This window comes from Nocardia sp. NPDC005746 (assembly GCF_040630785.1).
Lineage (GTDB): Bacteria > Actinomycetota > Actinomycetes > Mycobacteriales > Mycobacteriaceae > Nocardia.
The window spans coordinates 246,924-270,148 of the sequence record NZ_JBEXYE010000001.1 but is presented as its reverse complement, the minus strand read 5'-3'; the positions used below and the strand labels follow the sequence as shown (position 1 = coordinate 270,148).

At 69.7% G+C, this 23,225-nt stretch carries 22 protein-coding genes; 14 read left to right on the top strand and 8 right to left on the bottom strand.

What is annotated here, in order from left to right; all coding sequences use genetic code 11:
• Positions 1-49: 49 nt before the first annotated feature.
• Positions 50-2,587 (bottom strand): DUF6049 family protein, encoded by a 2,538-nt coding sequence (locus ABZ412_RS01235; RefSeq protein ID WP_357274881.1) that lies wholly within the window; start codon positions 2,585-2,587, stop codon positions 50-52.
• Complete coding sequence (locus tag ABZ412_RS01230) at positions 2,584-3,138, bottom strand: NUDIX hydrolase (protein WP_357088536.1); 555 nt, start codon at positions 3,136-3,138, stop codon at positions 2,584-2,586. Before ABZ412_RS01230 ends, ABZ412_RS01235 begins: the two co-directional genes overlap by 4 nt.
• Before the next feature lie 173 nt (positions 3,139-3,311).
• Here ABZ412_RS01230 and ABZ412_RS01225 point away from each other — a divergent pair, with 173 nt between their 5' ends.
• A complete protein-coding gene (locus ABZ412_RS01225) occupies positions 3,312-4,775 on the top strand; it encodes a CCA tRNA nucleotidyltransferase (protein ID WP_357274879.1) in 1,464 nt (487 codons plus the stop codon).
• 27 nt (positions 4,776-4,802) lie between these two features.
• On the opposite strand, the gene ABZ412_RS01220 is transcribed toward ABZ412_RS01225, so the two are convergent.
• Entirely contained in the window at positions 4,803-5,630 is an 828-nt protein-coding gene (locus tag ABZ412_RS01220; RefSeq protein ID WP_357274876.1) for a hypothetical protein, read from the bottom strand.
• Between the two features lie 140 nt (positions 5,631-5,770).
• Here ABZ412_RS01220 and ABZ412_RS01215 point away from each other — a divergent pair, with 140 nt between their 5' ends.
• From ABZ412_RS01215 to ABZ412_RS01180, 8 genes are all read left to right on the top strand, one after another.
• Entirely contained in the window at positions 5,771-6,199 is a 429-nt protein-coding gene (locus ABZ412_RS01215) for a TOBE domain-containing protein (protein ID WP_357274874.1), read from the top strand.
• Positions 6,172-6,963, top strand: a complete 792-nt coding sequence (gene modA / locus ABZ412_RS01210) for a molybdate ABC transporter substrate-binding protein (protein ID WP_357275893.1) — start codon at positions 6,172-6,174, stop codon at positions 6,961-6,963. Before ABZ412_RS01215 ends, modA begins: the two co-directional genes overlap by 28 nt.
• Positions 6,963-7,730 (top strand): ABC transporter permease, encoded by a 768-nt coding sequence (locus ABZ412_RS01205; protein ID WP_357274872.1) that lies wholly within the window; start codon positions 6,963-6,965, stop codon positions 7,728-7,730. Before modA ends, ABZ412_RS01205 begins: the two co-directional genes overlap by 1 nt.
• Before the next feature lie 5 nt (positions 7,731-7,735).
• Positions 7,736-9,355: a DUF885 domain-containing protein gene (locus ABZ412_RS01200; protein ID WP_357274870.1), complete on the top strand. Its 1,620-nt coding sequence runs from the start codon at positions 7,736-7,738 to the stop codon at positions 9,353-9,355.
• Positions 9,352-10,470 carry an ATP-binding cassette domain-containing protein gene (locus ABZ412_RS01195; protein WP_357274867.1) on the top strand — a complete coding sequence of 373 codons (1,119 nt, stop codon included), beginning with the start codon at positions 9,352-9,354 and terminating at the stop codon, positions 10,468-10,470. The genes ABZ412_RS01200 and ABZ412_RS01195 overlap by 4 nt, the downstream gene beginning before the upstream one ends.
• A 127-nt stretch (positions 10,471-10,597) precedes the next feature.
• Positions 10,598-11,350 carry a 5-oxoprolinase subunit PxpA gene (locus ABZ412_RS01190; protein ID WP_357274865.1) on the top strand — a complete coding sequence of 251 codons (753 nt, stop codon included), beginning with the start codon at positions 10,598-10,600 and terminating at the stop codon, positions 11,348-11,350.
• 16 nt (positions 11,351-11,366) lie between these two features.
• Positions 11,367-12,104 carry an allophanate hydrolase subunit 1 gene (locus ABZ412_RS01185; RefSeq protein ID WP_357274863.1) on the top strand — a complete coding sequence of 246 codons (738 nt, stop codon included), beginning with the start codon at positions 11,367-11,369 and terminating at the stop codon, positions 12,102-12,104.
• 3 nt (positions 12,105-12,107) lie between these two features.
• Positions 12,108-12,971, top strand: a complete 864-nt coding sequence (locus ABZ412_RS01180; protein WP_357274861.1) for a biotin-dependent carboxyltransferase family protein — start codon at positions 12,108-12,110, stop codon at positions 12,969-12,971.
• A 27-nt stretch (positions 12,972-12,998) separates the two neighbouring features.
• Here the strand turns inward: ABZ412_RS01180 and ABZ412_RS01175 are convergent, their stop codons facing one another.
• The 3 genes from ABZ412_RS01175 to ABZ412_RS01165 form a co-directional block, all read right to left on the bottom strand.
• Complete coding sequence (locus tag ABZ412_RS01175; protein ID WP_357274858.1) at positions 12,999-14,642, bottom strand: DUF4185 domain-containing protein; 1,644 nt, start codon at positions 14,640-14,642, stop codon at positions 12,999-13,001.
• A gap of 79 nt (positions 14,643-14,721) precedes the next feature.
• The gene (locus tag ABZ412_RS01170) at positions 14,722-16,077 is read right to left on the bottom strand and encodes a hypothetical protein (RefSeq protein WP_357274856.1); all 1,356 of its coding nucleotides are present in this window, start codon (positions 16,075-16,077) and stop codon (positions 14,722-14,724) included.
• Positions 16,074-16,544, bottom strand: coding sequence for an NUDIX domain-containing protein (locus ABZ412_RS01165; protein WP_357088557.1), 471 nt, complete (start codon positions 16,542-16,544; stop codon positions 16,074-16,076). The genes ABZ412_RS01170 and ABZ412_RS01165 overlap by 4 nt, the downstream gene beginning before the upstream one ends.
• A gap of 281 nt (positions 16,545-16,825) precedes the next feature.
• Between ABZ412_RS01165 and ABZ412_RS01160 the strand changes: the two genes are divergently transcribed.
• Both ABZ412_RS01160 and ABZ412_RS01155 read left to right on the top strand, forming a co-directional pair.
• Complete coding sequence (locus ABZ412_RS01160) at positions 16,826-17,599, top strand: pirin family protein (RefSeq protein WP_357274854.1); 774 nt, start codon at positions 16,826-16,828, stop codon at positions 17,597-17,599.
• Positions 17,600-17,608: 9 nt separating this feature from the next.
• Positions 17,609-18,139: a DUF4190 domain-containing protein gene (locus tag ABZ412_RS01155; protein ID WP_357274852.1), complete on the top strand. Its 531-nt coding sequence runs from the start codon at positions 17,609-17,611 to the stop codon at positions 18,137-18,139.
• Here the strand turns inward: ABZ412_RS01155 and ABZ412_RS01150 are convergent.
• Positions 18,117-18,629 (bottom strand): hypothetical protein, encoded by a 513-nt coding sequence (locus ABZ412_RS01150; RefSeq protein ID WP_357274849.1) that lies wholly within the window; start codon positions 18,627-18,629, stop codon positions 18,117-18,119. The genes ABZ412_RS01155 and ABZ412_RS01150 overlap by 23 nt on opposite strands.
• Positions 18,630-18,719: 90 nt before the next feature.
• Between ABZ412_RS01150 and ABZ412_RS01145 the strand changes: the two genes are divergently transcribed.
• The 3 genes from ABZ412_RS01145 to ABZ412_RS01135 all read left to right on the top strand — a co-directional run bounded on the left by ABZ412_RS01145 (position 18,720) and on the right by ABZ412_RS01135 (position 22,053).
• Entirely contained in the window at positions 18,720-19,571 is an 852-nt protein-coding gene (locus tag ABZ412_RS01145; protein WP_357274847.1) for a Scr1 family TA system antitoxin-like transcriptional regulator, read from the top strand.
• 31 nt (positions 19,572-19,602) lie between these two features.
• Positions 19,603-19,983 (top strand): DUF397 domain-containing protein, encoded by a 381-nt coding sequence (locus ABZ412_RS01140; RefSeq protein WP_357274845.1) that lies wholly within the window; start codon positions 19,603-19,605, stop codon positions 19,981-19,983.
• Positions 19,984-20,070: 87 nt separating this feature from the next.
• Positions 20,071-22,053: a M13-type metalloendopeptidase gene (locus tag ABZ412_RS01135; RefSeq protein ID WP_357274843.1), complete on the top strand. Its 1,983-nt coding sequence runs from the start codon at positions 20,071-20,073 to the stop codon at positions 22,051-22,053.
• A 66-nt stretch (positions 22,054-22,119) separates the two neighbouring features.
• Here ABZ412_RS01135 and ugpC read toward each other — a convergent pair whose 3' ends face one another.
• The gene (gene ugpC, locus ABZ412_RS01130) at positions 22,120-23,199 is read right to left on the bottom strand and encodes a sn-glycerol-3-phosphate ABC transporter ATP-binding protein UgpC (protein ID WP_357274841.1); all 1,080 of its coding nucleotides are present in this window, start codon (positions 23,197-23,199) and stop codon (positions 22,120-22,122) included.
• Positions 23,200-23,225: the final 26 nt, after the last annotated feature.

Here is a 23,225-nt window from a genome sequence, read left to right as displayed (position 1 = left end):
CCCGATGAGTCCTCCGGTCGGCCGGATGAGCGTGGTCCGCCGTACTCGCTCACCGTGCCTCCTGTCGTTTCATGTCCCGCTTGCGCCCGCGGCCGTCCTGCTCGGGGCCGTGGGCGGCGCCGGCGTCGAACCCCTCCTCGTCGGCCGGATCGGACTGTCCGCGGAAGCGGTGCCAGAGCCGGCGACCGACCAGCAGGAGCAGAAGTGCACAGGCGCTCGCCGTAATTATTGCCAACACCTGACCGTAGGCGTTGGACCGCACCGATACCGAGACCGCATTGCCGAGCGGCACGCCGTCCGGCGTGCTGAGTCCGATGGGAATGGTCAGGTTTCGACTGTCGGAGACCTCGGTCGGGATCTGGAAAGACCGGTTTCCCTTGGCGGGCAGCTGCTGTTCGCCGATATCGGTGATATTCGTCTCGGCCGGTGCGTTGATCTTGAACCGCACCCGGATGGCCACCGGCAGGTCGTTGCGGGCGACCAGGAGCAGCGGGCTCTGTTCGGAGGCGAGCGTGTAGACGCCGCCGGGCGGCAGCACGGTCACCGATCCGAACAGGTTGTTCATGGTCTTGGTGGTCTGGTCCAGCCGCCGCTGGGCATTGGTGTCGGCGGCGGCGCCCCCGGACCGGCGGTCGGTCAGCGACAGCACCCGGATCAGGTCATCGCGCAGCGGTGTGAGGAAGGCGCGCGGGCTGAGCTCCTGCTGCGGCACGTCCACCAGCGCGCTCATCAGTTCGGTGATGCGCTGGCCCTGCTGGTGCACGGGTTCGGCGTAGTGCGCCGGGACCGCGTCGTCGGCGGCCTGCTCCAGATAGTCGAGCGTGTAGGGCTGCGGATCGGGCTGTTGTGCAAGCAGTTCGGTGAGCGGTCGCGGGGTGGCGAGGTTGTTGCGCAGCTGCAGGTCCAGCAGGGCGAGGACCGAGGAGGCCTCGTCCCGGTTGGCCCCCCACTGCTGCGGCGGTACCAGCAGCGCGGAGCGCGGGCGGCCGGGCTGCGGGTTGAGGGCGGTCCACGCGACGGCCCCGAGCGCGTCCTGCAACCGCGCCGCGCGCGAGTCGACGGTGACGTCGTAGCGGGCCTTGTCCGGGGTGAAGGGCGGGGTGGGCGGGTTGGATCCGATGGCCGCGAGCGCGGTGGCGGCCCAGATGTCGAAGGTGGCGGCACGCGGGGCGGCGGGTGCGGGCTGCGTGGTGGTGCCGGTGGCGGGCGGCGGGCTGACATCGGCCAGGGTGACCATGTCCGGGGTGCCGGGTTCGGGTGCGCCGCCGGGCGTCGCGGGCGGGGTCTTGGCGGTGAGCAGGTTGGAGCGGCCGTCGGCCGGTGCGACCGCGTTGTCGGCGAGCACGGTGGTGGTGAAGCCGTGGTGCGCGAAGAGCGCGGCGCCCTCGTTGTCGACGGTGCCCGCGTCCGGAATGGCCACGCCGCGCACCGATTTCACGCCGAGTACGGAGTCGACGAGGTCGGCGGGCGCGTTGAGCGCGCGGTCGGCGAGCGTGACGTCCCCGGCCGCGGCCAGCGCGTTCGGGTCGACCTGCGCGAACGGCAGGGCGGTCACGCACATTCCCGGCGCGAGCGTGCGCAGTCGTTCCAGCCACGCCTTGGCGGCCCGGCCGCCGCTACCGGACCGGGTGGATCCTTCGGGGTCGGAGGGGCTGGCCAGCACCCGGTAGTCCCTGGTCATGTCGGACACGGTGATGAGCAGGTCCGGGTCGACGGCCAGGCAGACCGCGTTGATCAGGCTGCGGTCGCGGGCGCTGTCGGGTTTGACGATGCTCTCCAGGGCCGAGAGCAGCTGGTCGAGCCGTCCGCCCTGGGCCAGTGAGGCGGCGAGGTCGTCATCGGTGAGCAGGGCTTGCGCGTCGGGTGCTCCGGGCTGCCCGGCGACCAGCCGGGGCCGGTCGGCCAGCGGCCACAGCAGGGTGGTGGCGACCGGCGGAGTGTCGACGACGGACGGGGCGGGTTGCCCGGGCGCGTGTTTGGGGTCGGCGCCGCCGGGCACGCCGAGCACGGGCAGCAGGAAGCGGGCATCGTCGAGGCGGGCCTGGCCGCCGTAGGCGGGTTGCCCGTTCACATTGAGCAGCAGCGGGTAGACACCGGGCGCGTCGATATTGAGCGACGAGATGCCGTCGGGCAGCTCGGTTCCGGAGTGCAGGGCGACGGTGACGCTGAACTGCTTGCGCTGTCCGGCGGTCAATCGGTCTGCGACGTCCTGGAATTCACCGGTGACGTCGTAACTGGCCTGGTCCAGGCGCAAAGTGGTGCGCAACGCGCTGGGGTTGGTGACGGCCGCGCCGCGCTGGATGCGGACGCTGACGTCGTCGACCGGCCGGTCGCCGATATTGGTCACGGTGCCCGACACCACGAAGTAGGGGTCGCTGCCGGCCGTGATGGCGGTCGGCGTCACCGAATCCAGTGACAGTTTCAGGAATTTGGGTCCACTGTTCTGTCCGCTACCGCTACCGCTGCCGGTGGGTTCGGCGGCGGCAATGGGCGTGCCGATTCCCGGGCCGATTCCCAGTGAGGTGAGCACCGCCAGCATTACCGCGACGAGTGACAGCAGCGTGCGCCGCGATCCCGCACGCGTCATTGTCTGCCGTTCTCCATCCGGTCGATCAGCCGGTTGGCGACCTCGGCCAGCCTGCGTTCGTCAGCGTAGGCGAGCCGGGAGTCTAGTTCGCTCAAGGGAACCCAGGCCACCTTGGTGACTTCGACGTCGGCGTCGGAGAGTTCACCGCCGAGTGAACGCATCAGGTAATGGTGCACGGTCTTGTGTACCCGCCGGCCCTCGGTGACGAACCAGTAGTCGATGCTGCCGAGTTCGGCGACCACGGTGCCGTGGATGCCGGTCTCCTCCTGGACTTCCCGGATGGCGGTCTGCTCGGAGGTCTCGCCTTCTTCGATGTGTCCCTTGGGCAGGGACCAGAGCAGGCGTCCGCGCCGGTCGGTGCGCCCGATGAGGGCGGCGCAGCGCTTCTCGCTGGGGCCGTCGAGACCGTCCACCACGAGTCCGCCCGCGGAGGTCTCGCGGACGGTGCGCATGCGCGGTTTCGCCGCGCCGGTAGCTTTCGCCGCATTACCGGCCGAACCACGCCGCCGGGGCTGGCGGCGTCGACTGTTCGCACGATCGGCCGGGGACACTGCGTCAGTCTATAGGGGAGGGCGGCTCCGCCCGCCCCAGCGCGGTGGCTCCTATATATACGGAGCTCTCATAGCAGGTAGACACCGGTCGTGACACGGCACGCCGGATGCCCGCACCGGGTCGCGGGACACTATTCGGGGATTGCGCCCACGTGCGACTAAGCTGCGTCTTCGTGGTTTCGCCGAAGTCCGAGGATGTAGCTGTCGAGGATCGCCGTACTCGCTTGCTGGCGGCGGCCGCGATAACCCTCGGCAGGCTCTCCGATGTTCTGACTCCTCTCGGCGAACTGTTCGCCGCGCACGGCCATCAGCTGTATCTGGTCGGCGGCAGCGTCCGCGACGCGGTGCTCGGCCGTCTCGGCACCGATCTGGATTTCACCACCAACGCCCACCCCGAAGTGGTGCAGGAGTTGATGCGCGGCTGGGCCGACAATCTGTGGGACACCGGTGGCCTGGCCTTCGGCACGGTGAGCGCGGCCAAGGACGGCCAGCAACTGGAGATCACCACGTTCCGCAGCGACGCCTACGATCGGGTCTCCCGCAATCCGGAGGTCACTTTCGGCGACACCCTCGAGGGTGATCTGGTGCGCCGGGACTTCACGGTGAACGCCATGGCGGTGCGGATCGGCGCGCTGGGCGAGCTGGAGTTCGTGGACCCACTGGACGGTGTCGAGGCGCTGCTGGCCGGTGTCCTGGATACGCCTGCGCTGCCGCAGGATTCGTTCGCCGACGACCCGCTGCGCATGCTGCGCGCCGCGCGTTTCGTCTCGCAGCTGGGTTTCGAGCTGGCCCCGCGGGTGCGGGCGGCGATCGTGGAGATGGCTACCGAGATCGACCGAATCACCGCGGAGCGGGTGCGCACCGAGCTGGACAAGCTGATCGGCGGCGAGTACCCGACCGACGGCATCGACATCATGGTCGAGACCGGTCTGGCCGAGCGGGTGCTGCCCGAGGTTCCGGCCATGCAGCTGGAGATCGACGAGCACCACCAGCACAAGGACGTCTATCAGCATTCGCTGACCGTGCTGCGCCAGGCCATCGACCAGGAGGACGGCGATCCGGACCTGGTGTTGCGCTGGGCCGCCCTGCTGCACGACATCGGCAAGCCGCCGACCAAGCGCAATGAGCCCGGCGGCGGCGTCAGCTTCCACCATCACGAGGTGGTGGGCGCGAAGATGGTGCGAAAGCGCTTGCGCGCCTTGAAGTATCCCAAGCAGTTCACCGAGGATGTGGCGCGGCTGGTGTACCTGCACCTGCGTTTCCACGGCTACGGCAAGGGCCAGTGGACCGATTCGGCGGTGCGCCGCTACGTGACCGACGGCGGTGATCTGCTTCCCCGCCTGCACAAGCTGGTTCGCGCCGACTGCACCACCCGCAACAAGCGCCGGGCCGCGGCGCTGCGCTCGACCTATGACGGGCTGGAGACGCGCATCGCGGCGCTGGCCGAGCAGGAGGATCTGGCGCGGGTGCGGCCGGATCTGGACGGCAACGCGATCATGGAGCTGCTGGATCTGAAGCCGGGCCCGGATGTCGGCAAGGCGTGGCGCTTCCTGAAGGAACTGCGCCTGGACCGCGGCCCGATGACTCGTGATGAAGCCGAAGCGGCCCTGCTCGAGTGGTGGCCGACGCAGAAGTAGCGTCTGGCCCGGCGGTAAGGCGTTGCGTCAGAAGATGATCAGCGTCGTCCCCGCGACGATGGCCGATCGGATCTGCGCGAGATCGAACGAGCCGGTGATGCCCGGCAGGTCGATGCGGAAGAACACGTGCTCGCCGACCAGTTCGGCCCGGCTGATCCGAGCCTGACTGGGCAGCCCGGTCAGCGGGATCGGGTTGAGCGTGGTGAATCGTTTGGGCGCGCGGACTTTTCGCCAGTGTGCGCGGTGCACGGTGATCGACAGGACATTGTCGATGACCTCGGCCGAGGCCAGCGCCCGGATCCGCCGCCGCCGGTGCCGGGCCAGGATGAGCCCGTCGTCGGCGGGTTCCAGTTCCCAGTCGGGCTGCCAGCTGTTGATCCATTCCAGCAGTGCCGCAAGGGTTATCACGCCGGTGAGGTCGAGCTGTGAGGTGCGGACCTTGGTGGGGACGCCGGGGATGAGCCGCAGTCCGTGGGCGATGACGGTCAGTTCCTCGATCGGGTGGGTGTTCCAGAGCAGTCCGGTGAGCACGGTCTTGGCCTGGAAGTGCGCGCCGCGCCGCCGCACCTTGAGAGTGTGCAGGGTGGCTCGCATATCGCTGCCGAGCAGGGTGGCGCTGACCTCCTGGCCGCCGAACTGACTGAGGATGCCTTCGGACAGCAGGGTCATGAGGACGTCGGGCATCAGCGCGGTGACGGTTCCGGACCCGAAGTCGGCGGCCGGTTCGAGCCAGGCGCTGGTGAAGCTCGTCCACTGCTCCACCCAGACCTGGTCGAACAAGCGTTTTCCGAGGTCCATGCCCAGGTCCACCGCGCGCAGGGGTGACCAGGCCTTCGGATCGAAATACGTGGCCATGATTGCTTCGAGCGTACTGGCCGCCGGTGGCGACGCCAGCGGCGCGAAAGTGAACAGGAACACTCCGAGAACTCTTGTCATCCGTACTTGCGGATGTATCCCATTGATATCTCCGTAGTTGCGGATATATCCTGCCTGCCATGCCCGAAATACGGATTCGTGACGCCGCGCAGCTGCTCGGCGTCAGTGACGACACGGTGCGCCGCTGGATCGACGGCGGCGTGTTGTCCGGCCGCAAGGACGAGTCCGGTCGCCTGGTGGTGGACGGCGGGGAGCTCGCGGAATTGGCCGTCGAGCAGGCCCGCACGCCGCATACCCGGATGGGTAGCGCCAGTTCGGCGCGCAATCGGTTTCCGGGACTGGTCACCAGAGTGGTGGCCGATACCGTGATGGCACAGGTGGAGATGCAATGCGGACCGTTCACAGTGGTGTCGTTGATGAGCAGCGAGTCGGTGCGCGAGCTGGGGCTGCAGCCCGGCAGCGTGGCGTGGGCGAGCGTCAAGGCGACCACCGTCGTGGTGGAGACGGCGACCACCGCGACATTCAAGGAAGCCGGTGGCGCGGCCTAGGTTTCAAGTCCGGCGCGGCCCTCTCCGCGACCGCCGTCCTCGGCGCGGGCCTGCTCGCGGGGTGCGGGTCCTCGTCGGACAGCACCGAGACCAAGACCGTCACCGTGTTCGCGGCCGCGTCCCTGAAGCAGGTGTTCACCCAGCTGGGCACGCAGTACGAGTCCGCACACCCGGGGACGAAGGTGACGTTCTCCTTCGCCGGTTCCTCGGATCTGGTGGCGCAGTTGAATCAAGGCGCGCCCGCCGACGTCTTCGCCTCCGCGGACCAGAACAATATGGACAAGGCGGTGAAGGGCGGCAGGATCACCGACAAGCCGCAGACTTTCGCCACCAATGTGCTGACCATCGTGACGCCGCCCGGTAATCCGGCGCACGTCAATTCGCTGGCCGACCTGTCGCACGCGGGTCTGCGGCTGGTGGTGTGCGCGCCGCAGGTGCCGTGCGGTTCGGCCACCAAGAAGGTGACCGCCGATGCCGGAGTGGCGATTTCGCCGGTGAGCGAGGAGTCCTCGGTGACCGACGTGCTGGCCAAGGTGACCTCGGGTCAGGCCGACGCCGGGCTGGTCTACGTCACCGACGCGGCGGGCGCGGGCGCCAAGGTCACCACCGTGAACTTCCCCGAATCCGCCAAGGCCGTGAACACCTATCCGATCGCGACGGTGGCGGATTCCAAGAACGCGGCCGCGGCGAAGGACTTCGTCACCCTGGTCACCGGACCGGACGGTCGGAAGGCGTTGCAGCAGGCCGGTTTCGGGCAGCCGTGATGCGTCCCCCGGTCTGGTTGCTGCTGCCGGCCGCCATCGGCTTCGTGCTGGTGGCCGGTCCGCTGGTGGCTCTGACCGGGGCGGTGAACTGGTCGCATTTCTTCGGCCTGATCACCTCGGAGTCCTCGCGGGTGGCGCTGGAGCTGAGCCTGCGCACGTCGCTGGCCGCCGCCGTATTGTGCGTCCTGCTGGGCGTGCCCATGGCGGCGGTGCTGGCCCGGGTCCGGTGGCGGGTGATGCCGGTGCTGCGCGCACTGGTGTTGCTGCCCTTGGTCTTACCGCCGGTGGTGGGTGGTCTGGCGCTGCTGTATCTGTTCGGACGGCACGGCCTGGTGGGCCGCGAGCTGGAGTCGATCGGCATCCGCATCGCGTTCAGCACGACGGCGGTGGTGCTGGCGCAGACGTTCGTCGCGCTGCCGTTCCTGGTGATCACGCTGGAGGGCGCGATGCGCACCGCGGGCGACCGGTACGAGCGGATCGCGGCGACCCTGGGCGCGCGGCCGTCGGTGGTGTGGTGGCGGGTGACCTTGCCGCTGCTGCGCCCGGCCCTGGTGTCGGGGACGGTGCTGGCGTTCGCGCGGGCGCTGGGTGAGTTCGGCGCGACCCTCACCTTCGCGGGCAGTCTGCAGGGCCGGACCCGCACCCTGCCGTTGGAGATCTATCTGCAACGTGAGTCCGATCCGGATGCCGCGGTGGCGCTTTCGCTGCTGCTGGTGCTGGTCGCCGCGGTGATCGTGCTGGTCGCGTACCGGCGGACGCTAGCGTGACCACCATGTCGCCGATCTTCGCCTCCCGTGCCGAGCGCATCGTCGATGCGCTGCTGACCGCCGATCCGCACCTGGCCGCCGAGGTCGGTGATCATCGCGCCGATGACCGGTTGCCGGATCTGTCGCCGGGTGCGGTGGCCGAGCGGGTCGCCCTGCTGCGCGACGCCTCGCACACGCTGGCCGAGGTGGATCCCGACGATCTCGCGCCCGAGGACGGCGTCGATCTGGCGTTGCTGCAGCAGCGGGTCGACGGCCTGCTCTTCGAGCTCACCGAGATCCGTGAACACGAGTGGAATCCGCTGGTGCACAATCCCGGTCCGCTCCTGCATCACCTGATCGCCCGCCCGTTCGCTCCCGCCGAGGTGCGGCTGGAGGCGCTGCGCGCCCGGCTCACCGCGCTCCCGGACGCACTGGCCACGGCGCGCGCGGTGCTCGGTGACATGCCGGGCGTCCATGTCGGGACCGCGATCGGCCAGTTCGACGGAGTGGCCGCGCTGGTGCGCGACCAGGTGCCGGCGCTGGCCGCCGAGGCGCCCGGGTTCGCCATCGAGCCCGCCGTCACCGGCGCGGTGTCGGCGCTGAGGGAGTTCACCTCCTGGCTGGGCGGTCGCCTCGACGGCGCGGAGCGTGACCCGCGCCTGGGCCGTCGCCTGTGGGAGGCCAGGCTCTGGCACACCCTCGACACCGAACTGGGCTCGCGGGAGATCCTGGACCGCGCCCACCGTCATCTGGAGCGGCTGACCGGCGAAATCCGTTCGGCGGCGGGCGAACTGCTCGGCATCGCGAACCCCGACGACGACACCGTGCGCCGCGCGCTGGAGCGGGTGTCGGCCCAGCGCCCGTCGAACGACACGGTGGTGGCCGTGGCCACCGACGCGCTCGCCGAGGCCACCGCCTTCGTCCGCGAGCACGACCTGGTGTCGCTGGTCGAGGACCCGCTGGTGATCCAGGAGATGCCGGAATTCGCGCGCGGGGTGGCCGTGGCCTACTGCGATTCGGTGGGTCCGCTCGAGACCGCCGAGCTCCCCACCTTCTTCGCCATCGCCCCGACCCCGGAGGACTGGTCGCCGGAGCGGGCGAGGTCGTTCTATCGCGAATACAACGACCACATGATGCGCAATCTGACCGTGCACGAGGCCGTGCCCGGTCACTATCTCCAGTTGGCGCGAGCCCGCCGCTTCCGCGGGTCGACCGCGGTCCGCGCGTTGTGCTCGAGCGGGACGTTCATCGAGGGCTGGGCCGTCTACACCGAGAAACTCATGGCCGACACCGGTTTCGGCGGGCTCCCGGTCCGGTTGCAGCAGTTGAAGTCCCACCTCCGCATGACCATCAACGCCATCCTGGACCAGTCGGTGCACTGCGACGCCATGACCGAGTCCGAGGCCATGGGCTTGATGCACGACCGCGGCTTCCAGGAGGAGGGCGAGGCCGCCGGCAAATGGCGTCGCACCCTGCTCACCTCCACCCAGCTCTCCACCTATTTCGTCGGCTACACCGAGGTGGCCGCCCTGGCCGCCGTGCGCCCCGCCGCGACTCCCCTGCGGGACTGGCACGACGCGATGCTCGCGCACGGGTCCCCCGCGCCCCGCCACCTGGGCACGCTGCTGGGAGAGCTGACGCCGTGACCGGGCTCGAGGTGTCCGCCCGGCTGCACGAGCGGGATGTCCAGGTGGCCGTTCAGGTTCCGGCTGGTGCGGTGCTGGCGGTCCTCGGCCCGAATGGCGCCGGCAAGTCGAGTCTGCTGGATGTGGTCGCGGGCCTGGCCGTTCCGGACGAGGGATATGTCCGGCTCGACGGGCGTGCGCTGACCGATACCTCGAAAGGTCTTGCGGTGCCGCCGCATCAGCGGGGTGTATCCCTGCTGGCGCAGGATGCCCTGCTGTTCCCGCATCTGTCGGTGGAGGCGAATGTCGCGTTCGGCCCCCGGAGCCGCGGCATGCGCGGCAAGGCCGCGGTGGCGCTCGCGCGGGAGTGGTTGCGGGCGGTCGAGGCGGAGGACCTGGCGAACCGTTCGCCCGCTTCCCTGTCGGGCGGCCAGGCACAGCGGGTGGCCCTGGCCCGGGCACTGGCCGTGCATCCGCGGGTGCTGCTGCTCGACGAACCCATGGCGGCATTGGATGTGACCGCGGCCCCGGCCATGCGGGCGTTGGTGCGCAAGGTGCTGCGCCCGCACGGCGAGGACGCCGCCTTCGCCGATGCGCGTCCCACGGCCACGATTCTGGTCACCCACGACATCATCGACGCGGTCACCCTGGCGGATCGGGTCGTCGTGATCGAGTCCGGCCGGGTCATCGAATCCGGTTCCGTCACCGAGGTTCTCGCGCGTCCGCGCAGCCGTTTCGCGGCCCGGATCGCCGGGGTGAACCTGATTCTCGGTACGGCGGTGCCCGGTGACAGTGCGGGGCTGGGCGCCGTGACGGACGGCGGCGCCGAGGTTTTCGGCCGGGCCCAGGAGGAGTGGACCCCCGGTGGCGACGCCGCGGCGGTGTTCTCGCCCGCCGCGGTGGCCGTGCATCGGGACCATCCGGAGGGCAGTCCCCGCAATGTGTTCCGGGTGACGGTGTCCGAGCTGGAGGATCGCGGCGGGATCGTGCGGGTACGCGCGATGGACGGCCCGGGGGCGACCGCGGGCCTGGCGGCCGACCTGACTCCGGCCGCCGTGGCCCGGCTGGGCGTGGCCCCCGGTATGGAGGTGTATTTCGCGGTGAAGGCGACCGAAGTGGACGTCTACGCGTATTGACGCGGGGAGCGCCGCCGGAACCGGCCGCACGTCGCTGTGATCCATGACACAGTTTCTGTCGTGACATTCTTGTCGCCGGATGCGGGCGCGCCCACAATCGGATCACGACGACAGCGAGAGGACGCGGATGACGCTGGATCTGAACAGCGACCTCGGCGAGGGTTTCGGCGATTGGGCCATGGGCGATGACGCCGCCATGCTTGACGTGGTCACCAGCGCGAACATCGCCTGCGGCTTCCATGCGGGTGATCCGGCCATCATGCGCCGCACCTGCGCCCTGGCCGTGGAGAAGGGTGTCCGGATCGGCGCGCACGTGGGCCATCGCGATCTGGCCGGGTTCGGCCGCCGCGCCATCGCCGTCACCCCGGCCGACCTGCGGGACGAGACGCTGTATCAGATCGGCGCGCTGGCGGGCTTCGCCGTCGCGGCCGGAGACCGGGTTCGCTACGTGAAACCCCATGGCGCGCTGTACCACCAGGCGGCCGCCGACCGGGCGCTGGCCGACGCGATCGTCGCGGCGCTGCGTGACTTCGACACCGCTCTGGCCCTGCTGGGCCCGGCGGGCACGGAACTCGAGCACGCGGCCGCGGCCGCCGGAACCCCGTTCTTCGGTGAGGGTTTCGCCGATCGCGCCTACACGCCGGAGGGTCTGCTCGCCCCGCGCGGGCTGCCCGGCGCGGTGCTCGGCGCGGACGCGGCGGTGGCCCAGGCGCTGTCGATCGCCCGGGACGGCAAGGCGGCGGCCGTGGACGGCGGCACGGTGGCGGTGACGGCGGCCAGCATCTGCGTGCACGGCGACACTCCGGCGGCGGTCGAGATGGCCCGCCGGATCCGCGCGGCGCTCGACGAATCCGGCACGCCCGTGCGGGCTTTCACCTGACCGGGGATGGTGCGCCATGACCGAACCCCCACAGATCGACGCCGCCGGCGAAGTGCGGGCGGCGGGTGACCGTGCGCTGCTGGTGATTCCACCGCTGCACGCCTGGGTCGCCGAGCTGGTGTCCGCGCTGGAGCCGCGGCCGCGCGGCGTGCTGGATGTTCTGCCCGCCGCCGAAACCGTGCTGGTGACCCTGGATTCGCCGCGGTCGCTGGAGCCGGTGCGAAAGCGGTTGCTGACCTTGCTGAACCGGCTCGACGCGGCGGCCCGGGTCGGTGCCGGTGATCGGCGGTCACCGGCGCGGCCTTCCGCTCTCGACGGCTGGAGTCGTGAGGATGTCGTGGGCGATCGTGGTGAGCGGGCCGCGCCACGCGAACCGGTCGTGATCCCCGTCCGCTACGACGGCGAGGATCTACCCGAGGTCGCGCGCCTGCTCGGCTTGTCCGAGGCCGAGGTCGTCGCCCAGCACATCGGGACCGTATGGCGTTGCGCCTTCGTGGGTTTCGCGCCCGGTTTCGGCTATCTGGAATCACCCGACGCCCGGCTGACCGTGCCGCGGCGCGCCCAATCGCGGACCGCGATCCCGGCGGGCGCGGTGGCCCTGGCGGGCGGCTATTCGGCCGTCTACCCGCGCCGCAGCCCGGGCGGGTGGCGGTTGATCGGCACCACCGATTCATCGATGTGGGATGTGGACCGGGATCCGCCCGCCCTCGTACGCGCGGGGACGCGGGTCCGGTTCGTCGACGCGGGGAGGTAGGCCATGAGCGCATTGCGGGTCGATCGGGTGGGGCCGCTGGCCACCATTCAGGATCTGGGCCGTCCGGGCTGGTTCGACTCGGGGGTGGGCGCGGCCGGGGCCGCGGACCGGGCCTCGCTACGGCTGGCGAACCGACTGGTCGGCAACTCCGAGGGCGCCGCCGGCATCGAAGTGCTGCTGGGCGGGCTGGAACTACTGGCCCAGCGGCATGTCACGGTGGCGGTGACCGGCGCGTCGGCCCCCGTCACCGTCGACGACCGCCCGATGGGCACGGCCAGCGTGCTGGAAATCGAGGAGGGCCAACGGCTTCGGCTGGGGCTCGCCGCCACCGGCCTGCGCAGCTATGTGGCGGTGCGCGGCGGGATCGAGGTCTCGCCGGTGCTGGGTTCCCGCAGCCGCGACACCCTCTCCGGGATCGGCCCCGAGCCGCTGCGCCCGGGTGACCTGCTGCCGGTGGGCCCGCCGCCGCGCGCGCTGCCGATCGTGGATGTCGCACCCGTTCCGGCGCTGGGCAACGACCTGCTCACGGTGCGCGCGGTGCCCGGCCCGCGCGCCGACTGGTTCACCGATGCCGCAGCGCTTTTCGCGGGCGAGTGGACGGTGTCCCCGGACACCGACCGGATCGGCGCACGGCTGGACCGGCGGCGCGGCCCCGCGTTGCAGCGCAGCGTCGCCGGTGAATTGCCCACGGAGGGTATGGCCTTGGGTTCGGTGCAGGTGCCGCCCAGCGGTCAGCCCGTGGTCTTCCTCGCGGATCACCCGATCACCGGGGGCTACCCGGTGATCGCGGTGGTGGTGGACGCCGACGTGGACACGGTGGCGCAGGCCAGACCGGGGCAGCCGCTGCGCTTCCGCCGCATCGAGTGACAGTGCGGCCGCACGGATTCCACTGCGTTACTTCAGCTTCGCGTGCATGAGGTACACGTTGTAGCTGTTCCACGCCGACATGGTGAAGTACAGATCGTTCCCACTCGACCAGGGATGGATGAATCCGCCGTAGGTGGTGGGATATTCGCGGGTGTCGACCAGCGTTACCGGATCGGTCCACGTCCCTTGCGGTTCGGCGGCGGTGCGCAGCACCAGCGCCCCCCGGTCGAGGTCCAGGTACAGCATCTGCCACCGCCGCGTCGACGCGTCGTACCGCACCGACACCTCCCCCGCGGTCCCGGAAACCACGGGCGTGGCGAGCAATTCGTCGGGCCCGAACGCGGGCACCCAGGTGTTGCCGATCCAGTACTGGTACGCCGACTTGTTGAGCACCTGATCGCTGGGCACCCGGGCCAGCGCGATGGTGCCGAACCGGCCGTTGGGCGTGCCGAACATGTACGCGTACCCGTCGTGCGGGGCCATCGCCATGACCTGGAACCGCCCGAGTCCGAAAACGTTGTCCCAGCGCGCCCATTCGGATTTGGTCCAGGTATCGCCGCCGTCGTCGGACCAGGCCAGCCCGCCCAGAGTGGTCCACCACATGCCGGGCTTGACGCGGCTCCACCGCGCCACCGACATGTAGGTCAGATACTGCCGGCCGTGCAGCGCGAATCCTGAGGTGGGGATGGTGGTGATCTCGAAGTTGTCGACCTTGCGGCTGGCCAGGATTTCGGCGGCGTGGCAGCGGCTGTTCTGGGCGAAGGCGTCCAGCACCAGACCTTTGGACAGGTCGCGCTCGGTGCTGAAGGCGATGGCGTTGCTGCGCCAGTCCTGGTCCCCGTTGCCCGCCCCGACCGGCTCCCAGCCCTTACCGAAGGTGTCGCCGAATACGACGGCGATCCGTCCGGGCTCGGTTTCCCACATCAGGCCGAGGTCCGTGCCGTCGACCGACCAGCGCATGTCGGTGCGGTTGCTGGAGCCGTGCCCGGTCACCTGGTTCACCAGCTCCAGCTCGTCGAGCGCGACGGGGGCGACGGGCGCGGCGACCGGCGCGGGCGCCAGGGACGGCACGGCCGGCGCGGGCCGCGACTGTGGTTCGGGGGGTTCCCCGCCGGGGATCGGGATCGGGATGGTCTCGGGGACCTGATCGATCTGGAGCCGCGGCAACGGGATTCCGTCCGATCCGCTGTTGGCCGGCGGCGGGGGCGCGGGTTCGGGCTCCGGCTCGGTGGCGGGCGGCTCGTCGGTGGCTTCCTCGTCGTCGCCCGGTTCGGCGGGCTCGGTCTCGGGCGGGAGGTTCTCGGGCCGTGGGCTCTGGTCGGTGCGAATGTCCGGGCACGGGTTGGCGCACGGGTCCTCGGGCAGTGGCGCCGGGTCGATGCGGGTGTTGTTCTGCCGGGGTCCGGGGATCGGGACCGGCGTGAACTTCGGGACCGGGAGCTGGATGTGGATGGTGGTGTCCACGGGCGGGGGTGGCGGCGGCGGGAGGTCCGGATCCGGTTCCCGGGCCAGCGGATCGAATCCCGTTTCGCCGCAGGCGTTCAGCGGCGGCGGCGCCCAGGGCGCCAGGGCGTTCGCGGTGGCGGGCACGCCGGGCAGCACCATGACCCCGGCCATCGCCAGGCTGGAGAGCGCCAGTGCCGCAGGTGCTTCGGAGCGCCGCGCAGTCATTGAATCCACGGTATCGGCCCCGGCCGGATCCGACAGAGCGCTGCCGCGTGTCGCCGGGCCGGTGTGATCGAGCCGATATCTATGCCCTGGACGGACCGGTCCGGCGGCGGGAATTCGCCCCGATGGCGACGATTCCGCAGGCGTAGACGGCGGCCGCGGCCACCACCACCGCCGGGGAGCGCCCGTCCGCCGGGATCAGCAGCGCGGTCCCGGCCAGGGCCAGCACGAAGGTGATGTTGAAGATCGTGTCCTGCAACGCGAACACCTGGCCGCGGTGGGTGTCGTCGATCTCGATCTGCATGGCCGCGTCGCCGGTCAGCTTGATGACCTGCCCGGCCAGCCCGAGCAGGAAGGCCGCCGCGAGCAGGAGCAGTTCCGCCCGCCGCTCGGTCTCGCCGGTGGCGACGGTGATGGGCGTGACCAGGGTCAGTTGCACGATGATCGCGGCCACCAGGCAGCTCACCACGGTGCGCGGGCGGCCCAGCCGCGGAATCAGGAACGGCGCCACCACGGCCGCGGTCACCAGTCCCGCCCCGGTCGCGGTGATGGCCGCGCTGAACTTGGCGAGGTGGGTGCCGACCGCGGACTCGTCGCCGCGGCGCAGCGCCAGCACCATGAGCAGGGTGTCCGCGCCGAACACGATGCGGTGCGCGCCGATCCCGAGGAACGCGGTGGTCACGTCCCGCGACCCCCAGGCCGCGGTGGCGCCCCGGCGCAGTCCGGCGGCGATGGCCCGTACGGTGGCGAGCCCGCCCACGGTCTCGACGGTGGGCCCGTCCCGGTCGGGACCCAGTGCCCGCGGCCGGAATCCGGCCACCACGAGCCCGCTCACGATCGAGCCCGAGGCGCTGGCGGCCGTCGCCACCGCGGACGCGAAGTCACCCGCCCCGATCACGCCGATGATCGAGAACCCCAGGCCCGCGCCGAGGATCGCGCACCCGGACGACACCGTCGCCAGCACCGAGTTCATCGGGACCAGCCAGCGCTGGGACAGCACCTTGGGCAGGGACGCGGACACGCCCGCGCCGACGAAGCGGCTCACCCCGACGACGGCCAGCGCGCCCAGCAGGAGCGGCGTGGCCCGGATCCCGGCCAGCAGCCCGGCGGCGGTCGCCACGATGAGCACGGCCCGCAGCAGGTTGGCGTACAGCAGCACCCGGCGGCGGTCCCAGCGGTCGAGCAGCGCGCCCGCGAACGGCCCGATGATCGAATACGGCAGCAGCAGCGCGGCGAAGCCCCCGGCGATGGCCAGCGGATCGGTCTGCCGCTCGGGGTTGAACAGGATCGCGCCGGACAGGGCGGCCTGGAACATGCCGTCGCCGAACTGTCCGGTGAGCCGGACCAGGGTCAGGCGCAGGGTGCCCGGGTTCTCGCGCAGCGCGGCCGTCACCGCGGCGAGCCGGGTGCGCGGCTCGGCGGGCGGGGGCGCGGTCACCGGGACGGGTGCGTGGTCACCAGGGCGAACACGGCGGCGCGCATGTCATCGGCCATGGGCAGGTTGTCGACGGTGTCGGAATCGATCCACTGGTAGCGATCGTGTTCGAGGGGGTCGAGCCGGATCTCGCCGGGTTCGGCCTCGACCACGAAGCTGTATTTGCGGACCCGCGACTTGGTGCGGGTGGCGTAGTCGAAGCCGCCCAGCACATCGGTGATGTTCACGACCCGCAGCCCGGTCTCCTCGAAGAGCTCGCGGGCCACGCAGTCGGCGAAGGTCTCCCCCGATTCCACGCCGCCGCCCGGCAGTTCCCACATCCCCGCGTGCGAGCCTTCCTCGACACGCCGTACGACCAGGAGTTTGCCGTCCCGGAAGACGGCCACGCCCATGACGAAATGAGCGATCCCCTCGCTCTCGGCCTGCTGCCGGAGTTCGCGCTCGATGCCCGCGAGTACCTCGGGTCGCATCCCCCTGCTCTCCCTCCCGTTTCGCTTGCGGCACATCATGATACGGTCGCCGACCGAAACCCGCTGATGGTCGGGGCGGGATCCGGGAACGTGGCGGCCGGGCGCCCGGACAATCGCCGGGCATTTGCCCGGGCCGATTGCCGGAAGCGTAGTACCTGGTCGGCGGCAGGTGGGGCAGCGCTGCCCGCACGCTAGAATTTAACCCGGAATTCAAGTTGGGCCGCTGTATCGGCCCCTACCCTGGAATCCGATCGGTGCTCGCCGGTGAGAGGAGTACGGCGGTGTCCACCCTCACGACACCACACATCGATATCCATCGTGGCGGCGACCGCATGAAAACCCGTGTGGCGTGGCTGGATTCGAAGCATTCTTTCTCCTTCGGAGAACACTACGATCCCGACAACACCCATCACGGCCTGTTGCTGGTCAACAACGAGGACATCGTCCTGCCCGGCGAGGGGTTCGAGACCCATCCGCACCGGGACATGGAGATCGTCACCTGGGTGCTGAGCGGCAGCCTGGTGCATCAGGATTCCCTGGGCCACAACGGCGTCATCTACCCGGGCCTGGCCCAGCGGATGAGCGCCGGCACCGGCATCCTGCACTCGGAGAAGAACGACTCCTGGCGGCTCAGCAATGCGCCCGAACACCAGGAGCCGGTACATTTCGTGCAGATGTGGGTGGTGCCCGACGACTCCGGGCTGACCCCCGGCTACCAGCAGCTGGAGATCGACGCCGAACTCGCGAGCGGCGACCTGGTCACGGTGGCCTCGGGCCTGCCCCGGTACCGCGACCGCACGGCCATCGCCATCGCCAGCAGTCATTCCGCCATGCACGTGGCCCGGATGCCCGGCGAGGGCACCGAGGTCCGCCTACCCGAGGCCCCCTACCTGCACGTTTTCGTCGCACGCGGCGAGGTGGAGATGGAGGGCGCGGGGACCCTGTACGAGGGTGACGCGGTCCGGCTGGCCCGCAGCGGCGGCCAGCGGGTCACGGCCAACCTGCCGTCGGAGCTGCTGGTGTGGGAAATGCATGCCCGGCTCGGCGGGCAATAGCATCTGCCCATGAACCAGTACCCGCCACCGGACCAGCACGGTCAGTACCCGCCGCAGGGGCAGCCGGGGAACTACCCGCCGGGTGCGTACCCGCCGCCGGGCAACTATCCGCCGCCGGGCGGTGGGCAGTACTGGCAGGAGTCGCCGCAGCGCAAGGGCATGGCGATCACCGCCCTGGTATTCGGCGTCATCGGCCTGCTGACGTTCTGGACCGTCTTGTTCACCATTGTCGGCCTGATCTGCGGCGTGGTCGCCATCGTGCTGGGCCTGATCGCGGTGATGAAGGCCCGGCGCGGGACGGCCGGTGGCTTCGGGATGGCGCTGGCGGGCGTGATCATGGGGGTGATCAGCCTGATCGGCGGCGCGGTGATCGGCGTGCTGGTGTGGACGGTGTTCAAGGACACCGGCACCACCGACTTCCTGGACTGTGTCCGCGACGCGAACGGCGATCAGGCCAAGGTCGATCAATGCCAGCGCGAGTTCAATCAGCGGCTGGAGGACAAGTTCAGCGTGACCCTCACACCGGTTCCGACGCGCTGACGCCGCTGGTGCTGGATCCCGCTGCCCCCGGGTGGCATTCGCGTACGGCGGCCAGCACTTCGGAGAGTTCCGGGCGAAAGTCCCGTTCGGGCGGGTGAATCCAGGTGCGGTAGGCGTTGTGCTCGTCGGTGGGTGAGGGCAGCACGATGGTGCTGCCGGGCTGCGCTACGGACGCGCAATCGCGGAACAGGTCCGAGAACAGCGCCATGTCGAGATACGAATCGTCGCTGGGCCCGGTGAGGAAGGTCCAGCGGCCGGAGCGCGGATGGGCGATGACCGGACCGCGGCGCTGTCGCGCGGTGAGCTGGTCGCGGACCCTGCGGCCCAGCTCAGCAGGCATGGTCACGGCGCCGACGGCCCCGACCTCCAACATGATTCGGCCCAGCGTCGAATCCACCACGCCGTACAGCCCGTGTTCCTTGCGGTAGCGTCTGCACCGGGCCAGCGCTTCCTGGGTGGCGGTGTACGACGACGGGTCCAGCGCGCTCATGGCGAACCTCCTGCTACCGACAGTAAGCCCGCGCAATCACTATGACAATAGTCACACGCCAGCGAGTTTCGCGGCGTAGCATCGGTGGCCGTGGCACCCGTCTCGCCTACCGTCGCCCGGTGGGAGCTGGTCCTGCGACTGCGCGAATTACGCGAGCAGTGCGGCTTCGATTCGGCGACGTTCGCCAAGCACGTCGGCTTCACCCCGGCCAACTGGTCGCATGTGGAGAAGGGCCGCCGCGTCCTCACCACGACCACCATCGGCCCGGTGCTCGAGCTGCTCGAGGTGGAGGGCGAGGAGCGCGACGAACTGCTGGAGCTGCTGCTGCTCAGCAAGGAGCGCGGCTGGTGGGCCAAGTCCTCGGCGCTGATCGGGCCTGAGCTGCAACGGTATTACGGCATGGAGCTGGGCGCGGAGAGCATCCTCAGCTACGACAGCCTGGTGGTGCCGGGCCTGCTGCAGACCGAGGAATATGCGCGGGCGCTGATCAGTGCCGACGTCATGATCCGCCCGGTGCAGGTGGAACAGCTCGTGGCGGTGCGGATGAAGCGGCAGGAACGGCTGCGCGGCGACGACCGGGTGGAGCTCACCGCGGTGATCGGCGAGGCCACCCTGTTGCAGCAGATCGGCGGCCCGAAGGTATTGCGCGGCCAACTCGAACATCTGGCAATACTGCTGGATGAACTGGATTCCATTTCGGTGCGGGTGATTCCGTTCACCGCGACACGCGGCGCGATGCTGGGCGGCTCGAGTTTCCATCTGCTGGATTTCGCTTCCGAAAGTCTTCCCACCTTCACCTGGGTGGAGAGCGCGGTTTTCGGTGGGGCCGTGGAGGATCCGGATCAGATTCGCGATCTGCGGTTCGCATTTGTGCGCGCACTCGACCAATCACTCGGTCGCGCAGAATCTTTGGAGCTCATCAAACGCTATTCGCAAGGGTAGGAGACGCATGCGTAACGGTAAAATGCTGCCCATGCTTACCACCGCGAAGTATCAGCCGGAATCCAGCGGCTGGTTCACGTCGACTCGTACCAATAACGGAAATCAGTGCGTGGAGGTTCGATTCGACGGTGATGCGGTGCTCATCCGCGACAGCAAGTACCGGCGCAATCCGGAACATCGCCCTGACGACGAGCCCATCATCACCGTCACCGCGGCCGAATGGATGACATTCCTGGCCGCCGTGCTGGGCCGCCATATCCACCGCACCGCGCTCATCGCGGAGACCGGTGCGGACGGCCACACCTCGCTCCGGCACGGACCGATCACCCTGATCTATACCCCTGGCGAATGGCGAGCCTTCGTCGCCGGGGTACGGGACGGGGAATTCGACCGGGTGCCGGTCGGCGCCTGAATCGGTGCGTTCACCAATCGTGAACGCAATGGGTGCGAAGTTCACACACCCCGGCCGGATGCCCTCGTAATCGGCATACTGGACACCGTGACTTCGCAGCTGACGCCTCCCTCCGGTATCGACCTGTCCTTCCGTGACGCGGACGTGCGGGTGCAGGACGACCTGTTCGCGCACGTCAACGGCAAATGGCTGGACACCTACGAAATACCGGCCGACCGCGCGGTCGACGGTGCCTTCCGCACGCTCTACGACCAGGCCGAACTGGATGTGCAGAAGATCATCCAGGACGCCTCGGCCGCCGACGCCGCGCCCGGCTCCGAGGAGCGCAAGATCGGCGATCTGTACAACAGCTTCATGGCCGCCGAGGTCATCGAGGCCGCGGGCCTGACCCCGATCGCCGAGGAATTTGCCGCCGTCGCCGCGGTCGCCGACCGCGCGGAGTTCGCCGCCCTCATCGGCCGCCTGCAGCGCACCGGCGTCGGCGGCGCGCTGGCGTTCTACGTCGACACCGACGACAAGAACTCCACCCGCTACCTGGTGCACGCCACTCAGTCCGGCATCGGCCTGCCCGACGAGTCGTACTACCACAAGGACGAATACGCGGAGATCCGTGCGAAGTACGTCGCGCACATGCGCCGTATGTTCGAGCTGGCGGGCCTGGATTACGACGCGCAGCGGGTCTTCGACCTGGAAGCCAAGCTGGCCGCGGGCCATTGGGACGTGGTGCGCCGCCGCGACGCCGAATTGAGCTACAACCTGGTGACTTTCGCTGACCTGACCGCGGAGAACCCGGAATTCGACTGGACCGCCTGGACTTCCGCGCTGGCCGCCGGCCTGGACCGCTCGGGCGCCGAGCTGTTCGCGGAACTGGTGGTGCGCCAGCCCGATTACGTGCGCACCTTCGCCCAGACCTGGGCGTCGGAGTCGCTGGAGGACTGGAAGGGCTGGGCCGCCTGGCGCGTGGTGAAGGCCCGTGCCCCGTACCTGACCGAGGCCCTGGTCGAGGAGAGCTTCGACTTCTACGGCCGCACCCTGACCGGCGCGCAGGAGAACCGGGAGCGCTGGAAGCGCGGCGTCTCCCTGGTGCAGGACCTGCTCGGCGAGGCGGTCGGCAAGCTCTATGTGGCCCGGCATTTCCCGCCCGCCGCCAAGGCCCGCATGGTCGAGCTGGTGGAGAACCTGCAGGAGGCCTACCGCCGCAATATCTCCCAGCTGGAGTGGATGGGCCCGGACACCCGGCAGGCCGCGCTGGCCAAGCTGGAGAAGTTCACCCCCAAGATCGGCTACCCGGACGAGTGGCGCGACTACGCCGCCGTCACCGTGGATCCCGCCGACGTGGTGGGCAACTACCGCAGCGGGTACGCCGCCGAGCACGACCGGGATCTGAACAAGCTGGGCGGCCCGGTGGATCGCGGCGAGTGGTTCATGACCCCGCAGACGGTGAACGCCTACTACAACCCGGGCATGAACGAGATCGTCTTCCCGGCCGCGATCCTGCAGCCTCCGTTCTTCGACATGAACGCCGACGACGCCGCCAACTACGGCGGTATCGGCGCGGTCATCGGCCACGAGATCGGTCACGGCTTCGACGATCAGGGTTCGAAGTACGACGGCGACGGCAACATGATCGACTGGTGGACGGAGTCGGACCGCACCGAATTCGGCAAGCGCACCAAGGCGCTGATCGCCCAGTACAGCACCTTCTCGCCGAAGGACCTGTCCGACGACCATACGGTCAACGGCGAGTTCACCATCGGTGAGAACATCGGCGATCTGGGTGGTCTGTCGATCGCGCTGGAGGCGTACAAGATCGCCACCGAGGGTCAGGACTCCCCCGTCCTCGACCAGCTGACCGGGTTGCAGCGCGTGTTCTTCGGCTGGGCGCAGGTGTGGCGCACCAAGGCTCGCTCGGAGGAGGCGATTCGCCGCCTCGCGGTCGATCCGCACTCCCCGCCGGAGTTCCGTTGCAATGGCGTCGTCCGCAACCTCGACAGTTTCCACGAAGCCTTCGAGGTCACTCCCGGCGATGCTCTCTACCTGGATCCCGCGGAGCGCGTGAAGATCTGGTGATCACTCACCTCTGACGACCTCGAGCCCCGTCCTGGCGGGTGGGGCTCGAGGCGTGGGGGCGGTGGATCAGCGCAGGCGCTCTTCGGTTCGGGCGTCGAAGAAGAACAGTTCGTCCCGCTTGGGCGTCAGGTAGAGCCGGTCGCCCAGCGCGACCTGGAAGCGCCGGTCGACGCGCGCCACCACCCGGCCGGAGCGGCTGGACCATTCGTCTGCCACGCCGTGCGAGTAGACGAACGATTCCGAGCCCAGCTCCTCGAGCAGCTCCACCTCGACCGCGAGCGCATCGCTCGCGTCGGTGGTGACCTCCCACGATTCCGGCCGGATGCCGACGATGACATTGGCGCCGTCGACGCTGTGCGGCAGCGGGATTCGCAGGTCGTTCAGCACGGCCGCGCCCTCGCGGACGGGCGCGGTGAGCAGGTTCATGCCGGGGGATCCGATGAATCCGGCGACGAAGGTATTGACCGGGTCGTCGTAGAGCTCCCGCGGGGCGGCGACCTGCTGCAGCTTCCCGTCCTTCATCACCGCCACCCGGTGCCCCATGGTCATGGCCTCGACCTGGTCGTGGGTGACGTACACGGTGGTGGTGCCGAGCCGCTTCTGCAGCGCGGCGATCTGCGAGCGGGTCGAGACCCGCAGTTTCGCATCGAGATTCGACAGCGGTTCGTCCATGCAGAACACCTGCGGCCGCCGCACGATGGCCCGGCCCATGGCGACGCGCTGCCGCTGGCCGCCGGACAGCCGCGCGGGTTTGCGGTCCAGGAGGTCCTCGAGCTCCAGCATGGCCGCGGCCTCCTTGACCCGAACCAGGGTGTCGGCCTTGCTCATTCCGGCGTTACGCAGCGCGAATCCCATATTGTCGGCCACGGTCATGTTCGGGTAGAGCGCGTAGCTCTGGAACACCATGGCCACGTCGCGCGAGCGCGGCGGCAGGCCGGTGACGTCCAGGCCGCCGATGCGCAGCCGCCCGGCGGTCACCGCTTCGAGACCCGCCAGCATGCGCAGACTGGTGGACTTGCCGCAGCCCGAAGGCCCGACCAGCACCAGGAATTCGCCGTCGGCGATCTCCAGATTCAGGTCGTCGACCGCGGGGCCGGGCGCACCCGGATAGGTGAGGGAAACACCCTCGAACTGCACAGTCGCCATGGCGGGCGGGTCTCCTCGCTTAGTTC

Excerpts from the sequence above, each read along its gene's own strand:
- ABZ412_RS01235 (WP_357274881.1), bottom strand. The coding sequence starts at position 2,587 with ATGACGCGTGCGGGATCGCGGCGCACGCTGCTGTCACTCGTCGCGGTA.
- ABZ412_RS01155 (WP_357274852.1), top strand. The coding sequence starts at position 17,609 with ATGAACCAGTACCCGCCACCGGACCAGCACGGTCAGTACCCGCCGCAG.
- ABZ412_RS01140 (WP_357274845.1), top strand. The coding sequence starts at position 19,603 with ATGCTTACCACCGCGAAGTATCAGCCGGAATCCAGCGGCTGGTTCACG.
- ABZ412_RS01185 (WP_357274863.1), top strand. The coding sequence starts at position 11,367 with ATGACCGAACCCCCACAGATCGACGCCGCCGGCGAAGTGCGGGCGGCG.
- ABZ412_RS01190 (WP_357274865.1), top strand. The coding sequence starts at position 10,598 with ATGACGCTGGATCTGAACAGCGACCTCGGCGAGGGTTTCGGCGATTGG.
- ABZ412_RS01215 (WP_357274874.1), top strand. The coding sequence starts at position 5,771 with ATGCCCGAAATACGGATTCGTGACGCCGCGCAGCTGCTCGGCGTCAGT.
- ABZ412_RS01165 (WP_357088557.1), bottom strand. The coding sequence starts at position 16,544 with ATGCGACCCGAGGTACTCGCGGGCATCGAGCGCGAACTCCGGCAGCAG.
- ABZ412_RS01175 (WP_357274858.1), bottom strand. The coding sequence starts at position 14,642 with ATGACTGCGCGGCGCTCCGAAGCACCTGCGGCACTGGCGCTCTCCAGC.
- ABZ412_RS01200 (WP_357274870.1), top strand. The coding sequence starts at position 7,736 with ATGTCGCCGATCTTCGCCTCCCGTGCCGAGCGCATCGTCGATGCGCTG.
- ABZ412_RS01180 (WP_357274861.1), top strand. The coding sequence starts at position 12,108 with ATGAGCGCATTGCGGGTCGATCGGGTGGGGCCGCTGGCCACCATTCAG.
- ABZ412_RS01205 (WP_357274872.1), top strand. The coding sequence starts at position 6,963 with ATGCGTCCCCCGGTCTGGTTGCTGCTGCCGGCCGCCATCGGCTTCGTG.
- ABZ412_RS01150 (WP_357274849.1), bottom strand. The coding sequence starts at position 18,629 with ATGAGCGCGCTGGACCCGTCGTCGTACACCGCCACCCAGGAAGCGCTG.
- ugpC (WP_357274841.1), bottom strand. The coding sequence starts at position 23,199 with ATGGCGACTGTGCAGTTCGAGGGTGTTTCCCTCACCTATCCGGGTGCG.
- ABZ412_RS01220 (WP_357274876.1), bottom strand. The coding sequence starts at position 5,630 with ATGGCCACGTATTTCGATCCGAAGGCCTGGTCACCCCTGCGCGCGGTG.